Raw genomic sequence first — 19740 nt, forward strand, 5'->3', positions numbered from 1 at the left:
GTTATGGAAATAGTTGCATTCGTTAAAGGATTACGCGAAAAAGGAATAGCCGTTAAGCTGGCCGGAGACCAACTCGAAGTATTGATGCTGAAGGACGGTGTTGATGCAGATACCATTGCCCTGCTGAAGCAACATAAGCAGGAAGTGATAGCATACCTGTCTTCCATTACCCGGACACATAGTTTCAAAGACATTCCCCGGGTGGCGGTGGCTGCTTCCTATGCCGTGTCTAACGCTCAGCTCAGGCTCTGGCTGGAATCGCAATCAGCCGCCGCTTCTATTGCCTATCATATTCCATTCCAGCTTGTTCTTCACGGCGAATACGATACAGCCTGCCTGCAGGCCGCGGTGAACTATGTGGTTGACCGGCATGAGATCCTGCGTACCGTGTTCAGGCTGGATGATCAGCATGAGCTGCGGCAGTACATCCTTCCCAGGGCTGATATGCGCTTTGAGGTACCCTGCCTGGACTACAGTAATGATACAGCGCCCCTGGAAGCTATACGTAATTACATTATACAGGATCATTCGCTTTTATTCAGCCTGGAAGAGGGCCCGCTCATCAGGGCGGCCATCCTGCAGGCAGCCCCTGATCATTATGTGTTTTACTGTAACATGCATCACATTATCTGCGATGCATGGTCAATACCTGTTTTAAAGAAGGAGATCCTGGCAGCTTATAACGCTATTAAAGCAGATCAGTCTCCCGACCTGCCGCCCCTGGAAATACAGTATAAAGACTACGCGGCCTGGTATCAGCAGCAGCTCAGGGAGCGGGCGCTGTTGCAGCAACAGGCCTACTGGCTAAGCCAGTTAAGCGGTGAACTGCCCGTACTGGATTTCCCAACCAGGCAGACGCGGCCACCGGTTAAAACATATAACGGGGCTACCCTCAAAACATTTATTGGCCCTGATGTAAGCGCTCAGCTGAAAACATACGCGCGGAATAACAATGGTTCCCTTTTCATGGTGGTATTAAGCGCACTGCATGTTATACTGAGCCGTTACACCGGCGCCGACGATATTATTATCGGCAGCCCCTTTGCAGCCCGTGAGCATATCAGCCTGAAAGACCAGGTAGGATTTTATACCAATACACTGGCCTTGAGAAATACGCTGGAAGCAGGAGACAGCTTCGATGACTTTTTCCGTAAAGTATGGAAGACCGTGCTGGATGCTCATGCCAACCAGCAATATCCTTTTGAGCAGCTGGTAAAAGACCTGCGGATTAAAAAGGACACATCCCGTAATCCGCTCTTTGATGTAATGCTGGTAGTGAGCAACAGTGATCAGGCGGCGGAAAGAACGGTTGCCCCGGAAGATATTGACCGCATTGTTGCAGACACCGGTGGCAGCAGCAAATTTGACATGCTGATCTATGTAGAAGAGCTGAACGACCTGTTGACTTTCAGGGTAGAGTATAATACCGATCTCTATGAGGCAACATTGATCCGCCAGTTTATGGAGCATTTTAAGCTGCTGCTCAACAGGATACTGGCATCACCATCTACGCCTTTGTCTGCTATCAATTACCTGTCTGCAGCAGAAAGCGTGATCCGGTCTGCCATAGATGCCAGTGCTTATCGCAAAGAAGGTGTGATCAGGTATTTTGAAGAGCAGGTGTTGAAAACGCCGGAGCAGATCGCCCTGCAGTTTGAAGAACAGACTTATACCTATCGTGCGGTCAACGAACAGGCCAACCAGCTGGCCCATTGCTTAAGACAACAATACAAGGTATTGCCTCAGGCAAAGGTAGGTGTGCTGCTGGGTCGTTCGCACCTGAATGTGGTGGCTATGACGGGCATTATGAAATCAGGCGCCTGTTATGTGCCCATTGATCATAAATACCAGGAAGACCGGATTAAGTACATACTGGAGGATGCAGGAATACAATTAATTGTATCCACAACGGCATTGCTGCCGCCCGGAACAGCTGCCGCTTACAATGTACTATACCTGGACACTTTTGAAGGCGCTGCCTGGACGGCGGCCAATCCCGGACCGGTCAATGTTCCGGATGATCCGTCCTTTGTTATCTATACTTCTGGCTCTACCGGTAAGCCTAAAGGTGTTGTGCAAACGCATCGTATGCTGAATAACCTGATCCAGTGGAACATACATCATTCGGGGATAGACAGCGGCCTGCGCCTGTTGCAATACAATTCTTTCAGCTTCGATGTGTCTGTACAGGATTGCTGGTTCACACTATGCAGCGGAGGTACATTGTTTATTACACCGGAGCATTTAAAAGCAGATTTTGCATTACTGTCCGCTTACATTGTTGAACATGCAATAGCAATCCTGTCTTTCCCTTTCTCAGCCCTCAGCAGCTTCTTTGATGCGCTGACGCCGGCATTCATTGCGGACAACAAGATACAGCACATACTTTCTTCCGGCGAGCAGCTTACCCTCAACAGGAACCTGGAAGCGTTCCTGCGGCAGCTGCCCCACGTTAAATTACATAACCACTATGGTCCTTCCGAAACACATGTGGTGACCAGCTATACCATGAGCAGCGGAGCACAGGAGCTGCTTAGCTATGTACCTATCGGTAAGCCGCTGCCCAATACACATATCTGCCTCCTTGACAAACACCTGCAGCCGGTGCCGCCAATGGTAACCGGGGAGGTGTATGTTGGCGGTGAGCACCTGGCAGCCGGCTACCTGAATTTGCCCGAACTGACAGCAGAACGCTTTGTATACCATCAGCAGGAGCGCCTTTATAAGACCGGCGATCTCGCCTGTCTTGACTATACCGGGAACCTGGTTTACCTGGGCCGTAATGATGACCAGGTAAAGCTGAGAGGCTACAGGATAGAGCTCTCGGAAATAAAGCACGTACTGTTGTCCCAGGAAGGCATCAGCCAGGCCTATGTGGATGTGGTGAAGCAGCACGGCGAATCTGTACTGGCCGCCTATGTGGTAAGCATCGCCACCATTGACAGGCAGGCCCTGAGAAAACGCCTGGCCAAAGCCCTGCCGGATTATATGGTGCCTGCTTACCTGGTGGAGGTAGATGCGTTGCCCTTAAACTCCAACGGCAAAACAGATAAGAGCAGGCTGCCTGCAATAGGTAATCACCTGTTGTCTTCCAATGCCTATGTACCCCCCGCAACAACAGTGGAAAAACAACTGGTGCTGATCTGGGAAGAGATCCTGAAGCGCGGCAACATCGGTATTACCGACAACTTTTTTGAGCTGGGCGGACATTCCCTGCACATTACCCGCATGCTGTACCGGATCAACAGCGTCTTTGATATCAAGCTGCAAATGAAAGCGGTATTTGCAGCGCAGCATATACAGGAACTGGCGCAGGCGGTAGAAGAAGAAATAGTGTTCAGGCGCGGCATCCTGGCAAATCCCGAAAACACAATACTGAACGAGAAAAATTCTGAAATATGGGAGATCTGATCATAAAACAGCAACTGACGAAATTAATCCAGGCGGGTATCGCCTTTGAAGCGGCCGGGGATAAACTCCTGGTAAAGGGAGATCTGAGCCTTGTAAGTGATGAAGACAGGCTGTTCCTGAAAGCGCATAAGGCGGCGATCATCGCATTGATCGAACAGCAAACCCGTGAAGTGCCCAGGGTGCAGCGGGTAAGCGCTGCTGTGCCCAGGCCTCTGTCATTTTCCCAGCAAAGCCTGTGGCTGCTGGATAAAATCAATGAAGGCAGCAATCATTATAACCTCACCTCCGCCTTTAAGCTGAAAGGCAAGGTGAACTATGATGCGCTGGACCGGACTTTTTTAACCATTCTGCAAAGGCATGAAAGCCTGCGTAGTATTTTCCTGGTGGATGCATCCGGTGAGCCTGTACAGCAGGTACAAAATATCAGCCAGTATCAAATAACAGTAGAAGTGCTGGACCCTTCGCTGGAAAGCGCTGAACTGCAGCTTGGCCGCATCATCCGCGAAGAAACCCGCCGCATCTTTGATCTGACCAAAGATCTCCTGCTGAAAGTACGCCTGCTGAAGATCAGCGCAGAAGAGCATGTCCTGATCGCAAATATGCATCACATCGCTTCAGATGGATGGTCTGCCGGGATACTGGTGAACGAGATCAATGCGCTATATACCAGCTACGTCAAAGGGGAACCCAATCCCTTACCCGGGTTAAGCATACAGTATTCAGATTATGCCTGGTGGCAACGGCAATGGCTGAAGGGAAAAGTGCTGGAAGAACACACCACTTACTGGAAGCAGCAGCTGGCCGGTTTGCCTTTGCTCCATAACCTGCCGCTGGATAAGCCGAGGCCTGTTATGCAAAGCTTTAAAGGTGATACTTACAATTCCTACCTCCCTAAAGCGCTGCTCAATGCTTTGTATGAGCTGTGCCAGGCAGAATCTGCCTCCCTGTTTATGGGCATTCATGCGGCTTTCAGCACATTACTGGCCAGGTACAGCAATGAAACGGATATTGTGGTAGGCTGCCCTATCGCCAACCGCGAACAGGCGGAAACAGCCAACCTGGTAGGCTTTTTCATGAACCTGCTGGTGTTAAGAAGCAACCTTTCTGAAAGGCCTGGTTTCAGAGCCCTGTTAAGGCAAAGTAAACAGATGCTGGAGGCCGCCTATCAGCATCAGCAGATGCCTTTTGAAAAACTGGTAGAGGAATTAAACGTGAAGCGTACGCTCAGTCATAATCCTTTATTCCAGGTGATGCTGGCGCTGCATAACAATCAGCCGGCAACATTCTCTTTGCCTGAGCTGGTGATGGAACCCGCCAATTACCTGCCCGGCAGCAGCGCCAAATATGATCTTAGCCTGAACATTACCGAGAAAGCAGATGGCCTGCTGCTATCATGGGAATACAATGTAGACCTCTTTGAAAAGGATACTATCGTCCGTATGGCAGATCATTTCGGGTCGTTACTGGCAGGGCTGCTGGCTGATCCCGACGAAAATGTCTTTAACATCGGCATGGTTGGCGAAAAAGAAGCGGCCAATATCTATCAGCACCTGAAAGGTCAGACGCTGCCATTGGATGGTAAGGCAATAAGCGCCATCGGCGGCTTTGATCAGCAGTTGCAGCGCATACCTGCGGCAACGGCGATCATCTGCAATGATGTTCCCTGCAGCTATCAGCAACTGGGAGAGCAGGTGGCATCCATTGCACGTTTATTATCAGCCCGCGGTGTGCAGCGCGGTGACAGTGTTGGGCTTTATCTGCTGCGTAGCCCCGAACTGGTAGCCAGCATCTTTGCCTGCTTTAAACTGGGTGCAGCCTATATTCCATTAGATCCTGTATACTCTTCTGACAGGATCGGCCAGATCATAGCAGATGCGCAGCCTAAGTGTATTGTGACACTGGAACCGCTGAAGGAACAATATTTAAAAGTTGAAACAGCAGCGCAGTTTGTTTACCTGGATAAGGCCGGTTTCCCCGAAACAGCTGCAGCAATACCATCCATATACGAAGACAGCCATGCAGCATATATCATCTTTACTTCCGGTACCACTGGAAAGCCAAAAGGCATTGAGGTAACACAGGGAAATTTAAGCAACCTGCTCAAAGCGCTGGACCTCTCCTTTGGCAGTGATGCAACACAGCGGTGGTTAGCCCAGACGAGTATCAATTTCGATATTTCCGTCCTGGAACTGATCTGGACCATCTCCAGGGGCCATACCGTCGTGCTGCAGCAAACCAATCCTTTTAAGCTGCTGCCGGCAGATCGCCTGCAGCCTGCCAGGAAAATGGATTTCAGCGTTTTGTTCTTTGGTGCAGACAAGCAGGAAGGTAATAAATATGACCTGCTGCTGGAAACCGCAAAATTTGCAGACAGGCATGACTTCAAAGCCATATGGACGCCGGAACGTCACTTCGGTGAGTTTGGCGGTGCATTTGCAAGTCCGTCTGTACTGGGTGGGGCACTGGCTGCTGTTACCCAACGGCTCAGCATACGTGCAGGCAGTGTGGTGCTGCCTTTGCACGATCCCGTCAGGGTGGCGGAAGAATGGTCCATCATCGATAATCTCAGCAATGGCAGGATAGGCCTGAGCATTGCTTCCGGCTGGCACCCCAATGATTTCGTATTGGCCAGCGATAGTTATCGTAACCGTCACCAGGAGATGAGGGAGAAAATAACCGAATTAAAGGAACTTTGGGCCGGAAACCCTGTAATACGCAAGAACGGTGTGGATAAGGACTTCAGCATTAACATCAGGCCTGTTCCCATACAAAAAGAACTGCCCCTGTGGATCACTGCCGCCGGAAGCCCTGAAACATTCCGGTATGCAGGGTCTATCGGGGCCAACATCCTTACGCATATGCTGGGACAGTCCCTGGAGAAGCTGGCGGCCAATATCGCCATCTATCACGAGGCATTGCAGGAAAACGGTTTCAGCATCGAAGACAGGCAGGTTACCCTGATGCTGCATACCTATATGGATCCCTCCGAGCAGGTGGCGCTGGGTGTCAGCGAACAGCCATTCAAGGATTACCTGGGTTCTTCCATCCAGCTGATGGAACCCCTTGCCCGGGAACTGGGACTGGATGTAAACACCCAGCGGGAAGAGCTGATTGAACTGGCATATAAGAAGTTCAGCAGGGATAATACCCTGATCGGCTCCCCTGCATCCTGCCAGAAAATGTTGCACAGCATCCGGCAGATGGGTGTTACCGAAGTAGCCTGCCTGGTTGACTTCGGCGTGGAAAATGATAAGGTGCTGGCGGGATTGGAGCATATTGTGAAAGCAAAAGATTTGTATAACTCCCATGTTGATCTGCTGCAGTTCCTGCACATCGACAACCAGAAAACAGAACTGGACCTGATCCATGAATACCAGCTCACTCACATCCAGATGACGCCCTCGCAGTCAAAACTTATAGCTGATGTGTACAGCCAGGCGGAGCACCATGATCTGTCTTCCCTGCAATACTGGTTCATTGGGGGTGAGGCCCTGAACCACGAACTGGTTAAGCGCCTGGCCACTATTACCAATGCCCGCCTATATAACATGTACGGCCCTACGGAAACAACCGTCTGGTCTGCATGGCGGGAGGTAAAGCCGGATGATATTTACATCGGCGGGCCGGTTATCAATACAGATCTGCTGTTGCTGAACGAGTTTGGCCAACAGGTGCCAATAGGTGTGGTGGGAGAGTTATACATCGGCGGACTGGGGGTAGCCAGGGGATATTACAATAACCGTGAGCTTACGGAGCGGTCGTTTATAGAGACCGATCATCCCTATACTGCCAGCCGCAGGTTTTACCGTACGGGCGACCTGATGAAGCTGAATGCCGGCGGCACTTTAGCGTACATCGGCAGAAAAGACAACCAGGTAAAAGTAAATGGTTACCGGGTGGAACCCGATGAAATAGAGAGAACGATCTCCCGCCTGCCCGGCGTGAAGAACTGTAAGGTAGTGGCGGTGAAGGAAGAAGATGCCACTTTCCTTGCTGCCTATGTGGTAAAAGAAGAACTGGTGTACGGCGAATACCAGGAAGTGGCCCCGGAAGAAGAAGCAAAAGCTTTTCACTTCGTGGATGGTAGCCTGATCTATCACCAGTCAGACAGGCAGCTCGCCATGTTATACCGGGAGGTGATTGAACGCGGTATCTACTTCAGGCATGGTATTTCGGTGCCGGAGAACGGCCTGGTGCTGGATGTAGGCGCCAATATCGGCACTTTCAGTATTGATGTGAGCCAGCGGCAACCCAGCGCCACTGTGATCGCTTTTGAACCTATCCCGCAGATCTTTTCCGCCCTGAAGAAGAATTTCGAGCACCGCCAGATTAATGGCTGCGTGATCAATTACGGCGTATCCAATAAAAAAGAGCGCGCAACATTCTACTACTATCCTGAAATGGCGGGTATGTCTGGCAGGTTTGCAGACAGTGAAACCATACTGGACGCCGTTGGCAAATACATGGAGCATGATAAGAAAGGCCTGCAGAATAATACCAGTCATTTATCAGCAGAGCATCGGGAAGTGGTAAAAACCTTTTACGAACAGGTAGAAAGCTCGGCCGGTTTATCAGATGAGATCGGGCAATATCTTTCTTCACTGTACCTGTCAAAGGAAGTAGCGTGCCAGCTCACTACCATCTCTGACGTGATAGATGAATTAAACCTGTCCGCTATCGACCTGTTGAAGCTGGACGTAGAGAAAAGCGAGTGCCTGGTACTGGAAGGTATCCGTCCGGAGCACTGGCCCCTGATACATCAACTGGCAGTAGAAGTGGATGGCGACAATAACCTGAACATTATCCGGAACCTTTTGCAGGATAAGGGATACGAAGTGAATGTGGATGAGCTGGTGATGGGCGACGCTACTATGCCCGGTGAGGAAAATACCTACATGCTCTACGCAGTACATCCGCATCATGGAAAGCAGCCGCCCCGCACAGGTACGGAACAGTTCAGGGCACAGGTAAATGAAAGGACCATCCGGGATTTCCTGAAACATACCCTGCCGGATTATATGAACCCCAGGGATATCACCTTCGTGCCCGCTATCCCGTTAATGGAAAACGGGAAAGTGAATCTGCAGCAGCTCAAGGCGTTCAAACCGCAGCAGCCTGCCACGCAGGAGGTGGTGAAGATCACCAATAAAACGGAACTGGAGATCTACCAGATCTGGTGTGAGGTATTGAAAAAGGAAAGCATTCCCTATCACATCAGCATTTTTGAAGCGGGAGGCAATTCCATTGCGATCGTACGCCTGCATGAGAAGCTGAAGGCGGCATTTAATGTTGATTTCTCATTAATTGAATTGTTCCGTAATCCCACAATACAGCAGCAGGCAAAGCTGATAGGACAGGCTGGCAGCCGGGAAAGCGATACAAACAATACCGTGAAGAAAGCGGTGAACAAAGGCGCCCTGAGAAGGAGCGCCCGTGGCAACAGTACTATTTAATCCAAACCGGAAAGAAATGGAACGAATCTCTGAAAACGATATTGCGGTAATTGGGATGGCTGGCCGCTTTCCCAAAGCAAATAACATTGCTGAGTACTGGCAGAACCTGGTGAATGGGGTAAACAGTATTGAAAAGGCAGATGAGGAAAGGATACAGGCCTCCGGGATCCCGCAGGAGATACTGCAGCACAAGCGCTTCGTAAATGCTTCCTCCCGGCTGAGCGATGCCCGGTATTTTGATGCAGACTTTTTTGGTTTATCCAATACCGAAGTAATGCATATGGATCCTCAGATCCGCCTGCTGCTGCAGACCAGCTGGCATGCAATAGAAGACGCCGGCTATGATGTGAGCCGCCTGGATGTAGCAGTGGGTAACTTCTGCGGTATGTCTACCAATCACTACCTGTTAAATGTACTGAACTCCAACTCTCCAACAGCGCATGTAGATCCTTTGCTGTACAGGATACTGAATGAGAAAGATTTCCTGGCCACCTGGATCTCTTATAAACTGAACCTCACCGGTCCCGCCATGAGTGTCCAGACAGCCTGTTCCACCTCTTTGCTGGCCATCCACCTGGCCTGCCAGAGCCTCCTGAACCGGGAATGCGAAATGGCTTTGGCCGGTGGTGTGTCTTATAGCACAGATAACAAGATCGGGTATATACACGTACCGGAGTCTATTTATTCGAAAGATGGTCTTTGCCGCCCATTTGACAAGGATGCCAGCGGTACGGTGGACGGATACGGTGTTGGCGCTGTTATCCTGAAAAGGGCGGTAGACGCGCTGAATGATAAAGATCATATCTACGCCCTGATCAAAGGCACTGCGGTAAATAACGACGGCGCCAATAAGCAGGGATATACCACCCCCAGTGTGAACACACAGCGCGATGTGATCCTCGAAGCTCTTGCGGTGGCAGACGTTGATCCCACAAGCATCGGGATGATAGAAGCCCACGGCACGGGTACCCTGATCGGCGATCCGATAGAAGTAACGGCCCTGACGGAAGCATTTCGTGCATATACAGACAGGCAGCAATATTGCGCCATCGGTTCCGTGAAAAGTAACATCGGACACCTGGATGCGGCTGCGGGTATCGCGTCATTCATCAAGGCCGTGCTCTGTGTTTATAATGCTGCCTTTGTACCCAGTATTAATTTCTCTGCACCCAACCCGGTGCTGCAGTTGGAAACATCACCGTTTTATGTGAGCCAGTCACACCAGGCATGGCCGGAGCATTTTAACATCCGCAGGGCAGGAGTGAGCTCACTGGGCGTAGGCGGAACAAATGTGCACCTGGTGATAGAACAAGCCCCGGCGCTTGCACGGGTCGAACTGCCGGAGCAGCCGCGGGTGGTGGCATTGTCTGCCATGAACCCGAGGAACCTGCACTTACAGAAAAAGCAACTGGCGGAGCACATCCGCTCCACACCGGGTATCCGACTGGAAGATATTGAATTCACTACCATATACGGAAGAAAAGAAATGTCTTACCGTTACAGCCTTGTATGCAGCAATAAGGACGAGCTGGTGGCCCGGCTGCTGGGCGAACAGGAAGAGCGCAGCTTTGAAGGAGCCGGCACCGCGTCTGAAACGGTGTTCCTGTTTCCCGGGCAGGGCAGCCAGTATCCTGGCATGGCAAAGGCGCTGTATGATAGGTATGACGCCTTCAGGGAAGACATGGATCATTGCTTTTCTTTCCTGCAGTCTGCATACTCCTTTGATCTTAAAACGATCCTTTTTGGTGAAGACAGCAGTTTGCTGGATCGTACAGAATATACGCAGGTAGCCTTGTTCGTGGTGGAATATTGCCTTGCAAATGCCTTACAGAGGTGGGGTGTTAAACCTGCTGCACTGATAGGGCACAGCCTCGGTGAATATGTAGTCGCCTGTATTGTTGACTGCCTTACATTGGACGATGCATTGAAACTGGTTTACCATCGCGGCCGCCTGATGGGAATGATGCCCAGTGGCGCCATGGCCCTGGTTCGCACAACCCAGGAAGAATTAAGTCCCCTGCTGTTGAACAACATATCTGTTTGTGCGGTCAATGCACCCGATAGTATAGTAGTAGGGGGCACTATAGAAGATATCCAGCAGCAATGTATACTACTGTCCGCCAACAAGATTGAATACATTAAACTGAAAGTATCCCATGCCTACCACACGCCCATGATGAACAATGCGCTGGCTGCATATGAAAAGATCCTGTCTGAAGTTGAATTCAAACCATTTAACGCCCCGATCTTTTCAACGTATACCGGTGGCCTGGTAAGTGCTGAGTTGTTCTGCACTAAACAATACTGGCTGGATCAGATCATCCACCCCGTTCAATTCCTGGACGCGGCGCAGCAGGCAGCTGAATATACTTCCAATCCCACTTTTATTGAAGTGGGTCCGGGTAATGGCCTGTCCTCTTTCATCAGGGCCATCTTCAAACAGCAGGCCGGTACGGTGAACCTGCTGCCCAAAACTGCCACCGCGGCCGATGCTATCACTAAATTCTGCCAGGCCAAAGCCCGGTTGTATGCAGAGGGTGTAACGTTTGAATGGCCGGCAGTGCATGACGGCAGGCGGGTTTCGCTGCCCGGGTATGTATTTTCAAAGAATTATTTCTGGAAGCCCAGTCTCCATGTACAGCACAAGACATTCAGCGAAATAAAGCATTCATACCACCATACAAATGAGCGCTATTCCTGTGGCAGCCTGAGAACTTTTGTGGAACTGCCACTTGATAGTAAACAACAGCTCTCTGAGGAAGTGCTGGGCAGGCTGAGTGATCTGCACACGCAATACCTGGATGATATCAGAGCGCTCTTCCCGGCCGGGGCGGATAACATCTACAACAGGATCGAAGCCCTCTATGATGATACCTCGCTGAACAGCCGGGAAGATGATCTGCCGGATGCAAAGGATACCCATAAAACGAGGACTGTGAGCAGTGCTTTTGTAGCACCGGCAACAGCTACAGCACAAAGGATAGCCGCGCATTGGGGAGACATCCTGGGATACTACCCCGTAGGTGCGCTGGATAATTACTTTGAAGTAGGAGGTAATTCATTGCTGGCCACCAAACTGATGACGCGCCTGTCTGATGAATTTGACATGCCCCTATCATTTAAGGAACTATCAGAATGCTTAACCATACAGGAATTAGCCGCCCTGGTAGAGTCTAAGAAGAAAATGATGGAGCTGGTTGGCAATATCGCTATTGAGAACAGTAATGCAGATAATTATTTGGAACTATGACGGTAGCCGTATTACTGGAAGAACTGGTACATAATCATGTAAAACTGTCTGTGAAAGATGGTAAACTTTTATGTCAGTTACCCGAAGGCGGGATAGACAGCGATCTGCTCAACCGCCTGAAGGAGCATAAGGAGGAAATAAAGGAGCTGCTCCGGCAAACCAACAGCTCCCGGCAGAAACGGCCGGCTATACAACGCAGAAGTAGTAATGCTCCCGGGGCATTGTCCTACGGACAACAACGCCTGTGGATACTGGACCAGATCGAAGGCAGCGCACATTACAATATTTCCAATGCCCTGCTGCTGGAAGGTACACTGGATATAGACGTTCTTCAGCGCACATTCCATACCATTGTTGAACGCCATGAAATATTACGGACCAGCTATACCTTAAGCGAAAGCGGGGACGTTCAGCAGCTGGTGCAGCCGGCGGCACATTTCACCATACAACAGGACGATCTGTCTGAGCTGGATGCAACAGCGCAGGCGGCGGGTATTCAACAGCTGCAGGCAGCGGAATCAAAAGCAGGTTTCAACCTGCAGCAGGATGTACTGTTAAGGGTTCGCCTGGTGAAGACGGGCGCAACGGCTTTTGTGCTGCTGGTAACAATGCATCATATTGCCACTGATGGCTGGTCTATCGGGGTGTTGATAAAAGAGTTCTGCGCACTGTATACCGCCTATTGCCAGGGGCAGGAGAACCCCTTACCGGAGCTGACGATCCAGTATGCCGACTATGCCCAATGGCAGCAGGAGTGGCTGAAAGGCGAGGTGCTGGAGGAGCTCAAAAGCTACTGGTCAGCACAGCTGAGTAATTTACCACCGGTGCACAGCCTGCCGCTGGACCGCCCCCGTCCCGTTATACAAACCTTCGCAGGTAATACCATCTATTCAAAGATCGATGCGGATACATTACATCAGCTGAAGGCCATCTGCGATAAAGAAGGGGCTACGCTCTTCGCCGGTTTATATGCCGTATTCACGGTGTTACTGGCCCGCTACAGCAATGAGAACGATATAGTGGTGGGTACGCCCATTGCCAATCGCGAGCAACCGGAAGTAGCCGGGTTGATCGGCTTCTTTGTCAATATGCTCGTATTAAGAAGCCAGGTATCCGTAACAGGAAGTTTTATTGAGCTGATTCGCCAGACCAGGCAAATGTTGTTTGACGCTTATGCCCATCAGCAAATGCCGTTCGATATGCTGGTGTCTGAACTGCAGCCGGAGCGGAATGCCGCCTACAGTGCGCTTTTCCAGGTGATGTTCGTGTTGCAGAACAATGAGAAAGCGGCTGTAAAGCTACCTGGTCTGTCTTTAAGGCCAATGGAGCAATCCAGGCCCTTTGCCCAGTATGATCTTTCCCTGCATGCAGACGAAAACAGTCATGGTTTATCCCTGAGCTGGGAATATAATACAGATATTTTTGAGCTGTCCACCATACAAAGAATGGCCAGCCATTTTGAAAACCTGCTGGGCGCACTGGTACACGCTCCACAGGCAGCGGTGCTCAAAGCGGATATCCTGGCGGGGAATGAACTGCAGCAGGTGTTGTCAGATTTCAACCAGACGGCCCGCGCCTATCCGCAGCAGCAAACCATCCTGGATCTCTTTGCTGAGCAGGTGAAAGAGCGGCCGGAGCAGGTGGCGCTGAAGTTCCGTGACCGGTCATATACCTATGCGGAGCTGGACCGCATATCCGGCCAGCTGGCCGCTTACCTGGTGGAGCATTACTCCATCGCCAACAATGACCTGGTTGGCATACAGCTGGAAAGAAGTGAGCGTATGCTGCCCGTTATCATCGCCATCCTGAAATCAGGCGCTGCCTATATGCCGATCGGTGTCGATTATCCTGCTGAGCGGGTGGCATATATCCTGGAAGATGCGCAACCAAGGGTATTGGTGAATGAAGAAGAACTGTCCCGCTTCTTTACCCTGCAGGATCAATATGATACTGCACCGCTGCTGGTCACACCATCCGGGAACGATATTGCTTACTGTATTTATACCTCCGGCTCTACCGGAACGCCTAAAGGGGTATTAAACCAGCATGACGGCTTATATAACCGCCTGGTATGGATGAAGGAATACCTGCAGGTAACACCTGGTGACGTATTCCTGCAGAAAACGCCCTATACGTTTGATGTATCGGTATGGGAGTTGTTCCTGCCGCTGATCTCCGGGGCAACGGTTGTATTTGCGGTTCCTGACGGACATAAAGATCCGTTCTACCTGCAAAGCCTGGTGGAAGCAGAAAAGGTGAGCATCATTCATTTCGTGCCTTCCATGCTGAATATATTTTTAAGCAGCCTGGAACAGGGCGCCTGCAGCAGCCTGCAGCACATTGTTTGCAGTGGTGAAGCATTGCCTGCTAAGGTGGTGAAAGCATGCAGGCAGCAGCAGGGCAGCCGTATACATAACCTTTACGGGCCAACGGAGGCTGCCATTGATGTTACCGCTGTTGATCTCACAGATGCAGCCATCGATACGCAGGGCGTTAGCATAGGATACCCTGTTGCCAATACCAGTATATACATTGTAAATGCAGCCATGGCGCTGCAGCCGGTTGGCATACCGGGAGAGCTGCTGATAGGCGGGATACAGGTGGCCAGGGGTTACCTGAACAAGCCTGCGTTAAGCAGTGAGAAGTTTATTGCAGATCCCTTTAAACCGGGTGGCCGGGTCTACAGAACGGGCGACATCGCAAAATGGAACAGCGACGGCAGCATCACATACATAGGCCGTCGCGATGGCCAGGTAAAGATCCGCGGCCACAGGATTGAATTGGGTGAAGTAAGCGCGCAACTGCTGTTGAAGCCCGCTATCAGGGAAGCGGTGGTGACAGTGAGCAGGCGTAATGACCAGGAACCCGAATTGGTAGCCTATGTGGTATCTGATGAGCAGGAAGATGCCACCACTTTACGCAGCTATCTGGCCACTAAACTGCCGGACTTTGAGATCCCCGCTTACTTTATCCAGCTGGAAGCGTTGCCACTCAGCGCCAACGGAAAGGTAGATGAAAAAGCCCTGCCTGATCCGGTTAGCAGCACCTTAAAAACCAGTATAGCATATGTAGCCCCGCGCAATGAGAAGGAGCAGCTGCTGACGGCCATATTCGCAAAAGAGCTGGGAAGATCCCCCGCTGAAATAGGTATCAATGATAACTTCTTTGACCTGGGCGCCAATTCCATAAAGCTGATCAGGATCCTGCAGGAGATCAGGAAGACGTTCAACGTGGATATAAAGCCCGTACTGCTGTTCCAGTATACTACCATTAAAGCGCTGGTTGCCCTGTTTGAGGAAAGTCAGAAGGAAACAACAGCGGTAGATGATGCCTTCGTTGCAGCAGATATGGATGACATGATTGATTCATTTTAATTGATTTTCGAGATGAATAAAAAAGACATTGCCATAATAGGATTATCCGGGAGGTTTCCGCAATCTGAGAATATCAGGATATTCTGGGATAACCTGGTGGCAGGAAAGGAACTGGTGTGCTCATATAAGCCAGAGGAGCTAAGGGAACTGGGCGTGGATGAAAAACTGATCAACGATCCCAACTACATCCCGGTCAGCTCAACGATCAGCCACCCGGAACGTTTTGACTATGCTTTTTTTGGCTATACCAAAGGAGAGGCGGCGCTGATGGACCCACAGATAAGACTGATGCATGAGCAGGTTTGGTTAGCCCTGGAGGATGCGGGCTGTAACCCCGAAGCATATAAAGGTAAGATAGGATTGTATTTAGCTGCATCAGACAACCTCAACTGGCGGGCACACGCCTTGCTTAACCCCAATAATGAAGTAGGCTCCTTTATGAGCAGGCGCCTGGCCGATAAATCATTTATCAGCACCCTGGTAGCCTATAACCTGGATCTGAGGGGCCCGGGCTTTTTCACTGATACGGCCTGCTCCAGCTCCTTGTCTGCCGTACACTTTGCCTGCAGAAGCCTCCTGATGAAGGAATGCTCCATGGCGCTGGCAGGCGGTGCTACCCTCATTACCACCAAAGAGAAGGGTTACTGGTTTGAAGAAGGGATGATCGCTTCCAGGGATGGACATTGCAGGGCCTTTGACAAAGATGCTACGGGTACCTTGTTTGGTGAAGGCATCGGCATCGTGGTATTGAAAAGAATAGAAGACGCCATACAGGATAAAGATCACATCTATGCCGTGATCAGGTCAACTGCGGTGAATAACGACGGCAAACGTAAAGTGGGATATACTGCGCCCAGCGTAAACGGTCAGGCAGAATGTATCAGCCTGGCCCACAAAGTGGCCGGTGTGGAGCCAGCTTCCATCACCTATATTGAAGCACATGGCACCGGTACCCGGATCGGTGATGCGGTGGAGATTGAAGCCCTGAACAAAGCGTTTGGCTATAATACAACGCACCGCTGTGCCATTGGTTCTGTAAAATCCAACCTGGGCCACCTGGATGCGGTAGCCGGTGTAGCGGGGCTGATAAAAACGGCATTGTCGCTGCAGCATAAAACCCTGCCGCCCTCTATTAATTTCAGTACGCCTAATCCCGACATCAATTTCGAAGCAGGGCCTTTTTATGTAAATAACGAATTACAGCAGTGGGAGCGAAAGGACGGGCAGCCGCTGAGAGCGGGCGTCAGCAGTTTCGGTATCGGCGGTACAAATGCACATGCCATCCTGGAGGAAGCGCCCGAGCGGGAGTTATTGCCTCCGGAGCAAACGCACCGCCTGCTGGTGTTTTCTGCCAGAACGCCTGCTGCTTTAAATAACTACGGGCAGCAGCTCAGGGGCTTTGTAGAAGCGCAAAAGTCTCCTGATCTTTCCGGCCTTGCCTATACATTGCAAACCGGCAGAAAACATTTTAAATACCGCAGTTTCCTGGTATATGATGAACAGCAAAAAACATTTGCCGGTTTACCGGACAATGGCAGGGAACATCAGCCTGGTCACGTTGTATTCATGTTCTCCGGCGGAGGAAGCCAGTATTTCAGAATGGCGGAGCAGTTGTACCAGGCGGATGCCAGCTTCAAAGCACTGATGGATGAAGGCTTTGAAAAGCTAAAGAAAAAAACCGGCCGGGATTTCAGACAGGTACTGGGTTATACCAATGCAGCACAGGTTGACAAAGAGCTGATCAACTCCATCCGTTATATGTTGCCTGCGCTTTTCCTGGTGGAATATGCCATGGCGAAGCTGTTGATGAAGAACGGCATCCGGCCGGATTATATGATAGGGCATAGCCTGGGCGAATATGTGGCCGCCTGCATCAGCGGTGTGTTCTCTTTTGACGATGCACTGCAACTGGTCATTACCCGGGCTGATCTTACTGATACTGTTCCTGAAGGGGGAATGGTAGGTGTAGAGCTGTCAGAAAAAGATGTGCAGCCTTACCTCGGTAAGCTGTCCATCGCAGCCATTAACATGGAGGACTCCTGTGTGCTTTCAGGTCCTAAAGAGGATATCCGCCTGCTGACCGATGCCCTGACAAGGGATGGTATCAATTTCACAGCGCTGAAGATCTCCATCGCCGCACACTCTTCCATGTTTGACGGCATATTGGATGATTACCGTATGGCAGTACACCAGGTAACGCTGCATGCTCCGCAGATACCTTTTGTTTCCAACCTGAGCGGAAAGGAAATTACCGCCCTGGAGGCTACTTCTCCCGAGTACTGGGTACGCCATCTGCGCCACACTGTAAACTTTGTAAAGGGCCTGGAATACCTGCTGGAAAGAGGTCCTGCCAGTTATATCGAAATTGGCTCAGGCGGTGTGCTGACATCCTTCCTGAAACAACACCCGCTTTTCCGGCAGGATAACCTGAGCGTAAATGTATTAAGGCATCCCAAGGAAGCGAGTAATGATCACGCCTGGTATCTACAGGCGCTGGGCCGGTTATGGAAGAACGGCGTTGCTATTGACTGGGACGCCTTCAACAACCATCGGCAATATTACAAAGTATCCGCCCCGGGGTATGTTTTTGATGCAACAGAACTGCCGGTAAGAGTTGATCCGTTCCGCCGGATGATGGCAGGCGGCGCTGTGTTAAGCACCCATAAGAGAGCGCCGGAGGATTCACTGTACTTCGTTAACTGGAAGAAAAGCATTTTCTCTGCACAACCCAGGCAGGAAACACCAGCTACTTACCTGGTATTTAGGGATGCAGATACAGCATTGTCTGATGTGTTTACACAACTGGCAGCTACAGGCCGTGTTATTGAAGTCAGGCCAGGGGCCGTGTTTGAAGAAGCAGCAGATCTGTTTACACTGGACCCTTATGAACAGGAACATTACGAACAGCTCTTTAAGCGCCTGGATGACCAGGATATTGCAATAGACCAGCTTATCTATAACTGGGAGCTGGTTGCGGAAGATGACCTGATGGCGCCCTGTATTCCCGTCACCTTGTTGTGCCGCCAGCTGATCATGAACCAGGCGCAGCACCTGAAGAAGTTCACCTTTATTGCAAGGCTGGGAGCCAGTATAACCGGTAATGAAACAGCCGATGTATCCCTCCACCTGGTGAAGGAAACCGCTGAAATGATCATCAGGAATAATGCCGCTGCATTTTTCTGCAGCATAGACCTGGACACGCCTGGTAAAAGCAGTGCTGCGCTGCTGCAGGATATCCGGTACAATTTTTCAGATGCCGCCATTGCCTGGCGTAACAATAAACGGTGGATCCGGTTCTTTGACAGGATCAGGACAGATAACAACGGGCAGGTAGCTGTTATAAAAAATAAGGGCGTTTACCTGGTAGTGAATGGTGACAGCCATACGGGCCGCATTTTATCCAGGTATTTGTCTGAGCGTTATGAAGCGCTTGTTATTACGGTGGCTGACGCTGCAGACAGGGACGCTTTGCAGCAACTGGCCGTACGACTGGAAGAAGAACATGGCAGGATCTCCGGCGTGATCTTCATCCCTGCAGAGCAGGAAGTGTCTGATCTCTCTGACCTGAATAACCTGATCCGCATCCAGCACCAGAAACTGCAGTCCATTCAACATCTCTACGCGGTATTTAAAGACCGGCAACCCGATTTTGTATGGATACCGCTCAGGCTGTCGTCTGTGCTGCACCATGTAACAGAGCATATTTATGCGGATGCTTATACCCGGCTCTTTGTGTCGCAGGCTGCTGAAGAAATTCCCAATTGGCATGTAATAAGCCTGGATGATATACATCCCGGAGAGGGGGATGAACAGGAGCTGGTAAAGCTGTTTGAACTGACTTTACAGCAGGGCGTCAGCAATGCCCTGGTTGCCTGCCAGCCTGTTGACGAGTTGCTGAAGAAAGGCCCCCGGAAAGAAATTGCTGCTGATACACAGGAGAACAATACTGTGATCACAGACCGTCACTATGTGGCGCCGGAAGGTAAACTGGAATCGGAGCTTTGCGAATTATGGCAGTCTTTCCTGGCCGCCGGCAGGATAGGTGCAACAGATAATTTCTTTGAGCTGGGCGGTAATTCATTAAAGGCCATGACCCTGCTTAAACGGATCCAGAAGCAGTATAATGTGCAGCTGGACCTCAAGGATTTTTACGCAAAGCCCACCGTAAAATTACTGGCGCAGGAAATAAACATAGCTACCCTGCTTAAATCTCAACAGCATAAAAAAGACCGTCGTACCCTGAAAATATAGT

At 50.7% G+C, this 19740-nt stretch carries 5 protein-coding genes; all 5 read left to right on the forward strand.

The annotated features are described in order from the left end of the window. Positions 1–3: 3 nt before the first annotated feature. From Q0577_RS07805 to Q0577_RS07825, 5 genes are read left to right on the forward strand one after another with little or no spacing between them, the layout of a single operon-like run. Complete coding sequence (locus Q0577_RS07805; protein ID WP_298734486.1) at positions 4–3411, forward strand: amino acid adenylation domain-containing protein; 3408 nt, start codon at positions 4–6, stop codon at positions 3409–3411. Continuing rightward, positions 3399–8864, forward strand: coding sequence for a MupA/Atu3671 family FMN-dependent luciferase-like monooxygenase (locus Q0577_RS07810; RefSeq protein WP_298734501.1), 5466 nt, complete (start codon positions 3399–3401; stop codon positions 8862–8864). Before Q0577_RS07805 ends, Q0577_RS07810 begins: the two co-directional genes overlap by 13 nt. A 16-nt stretch (positions 8865–8880) precedes the next feature. Next, positions 8881–12114, forward strand: coding sequence for a type I polyketide synthase (locus Q0577_RS07815; RefSeq protein WP_298734503.1), 3234 nt, complete (start codon positions 8881–8883; stop codon positions 12112–12114). Then, the gene (locus Q0577_RS07820) at positions 12111–15488 is read left to right on the forward strand and encodes an amino acid adenylation domain-containing protein (RefSeq protein WP_298734505.1); all 3378 of its coding nucleotides are present in this window, start codon (positions 12111–12113) and stop codon (positions 15486–15488) included. Before Q0577_RS07815 ends, Q0577_RS07820 begins: the two co-directional genes overlap by 4 nt. Positions 15489–15500: 12 nt before the next feature. Continuing rightward, on the forward strand, positions 15501–19739 hold the full coding sequence (locus Q0577_RS07825) for a type I polyketide synthase (RefSeq protein ID WP_298734507.1): 4239 nt from the start codon (positions 15501–15503) through the stop codon (positions 19737–19739). The last annotated feature ends 1 nt before the right edge of the window (position 19740 follow it).

This window comes from uncultured Chitinophaga sp. (genome assembly GCF_937898475.1).
In the GTDB taxonomy this organism is placed as follows: Bacteria; Bacteroidota; Bacteroidia; order Chitinophagales; family Chitinophagaceae; genus Chitinophaga.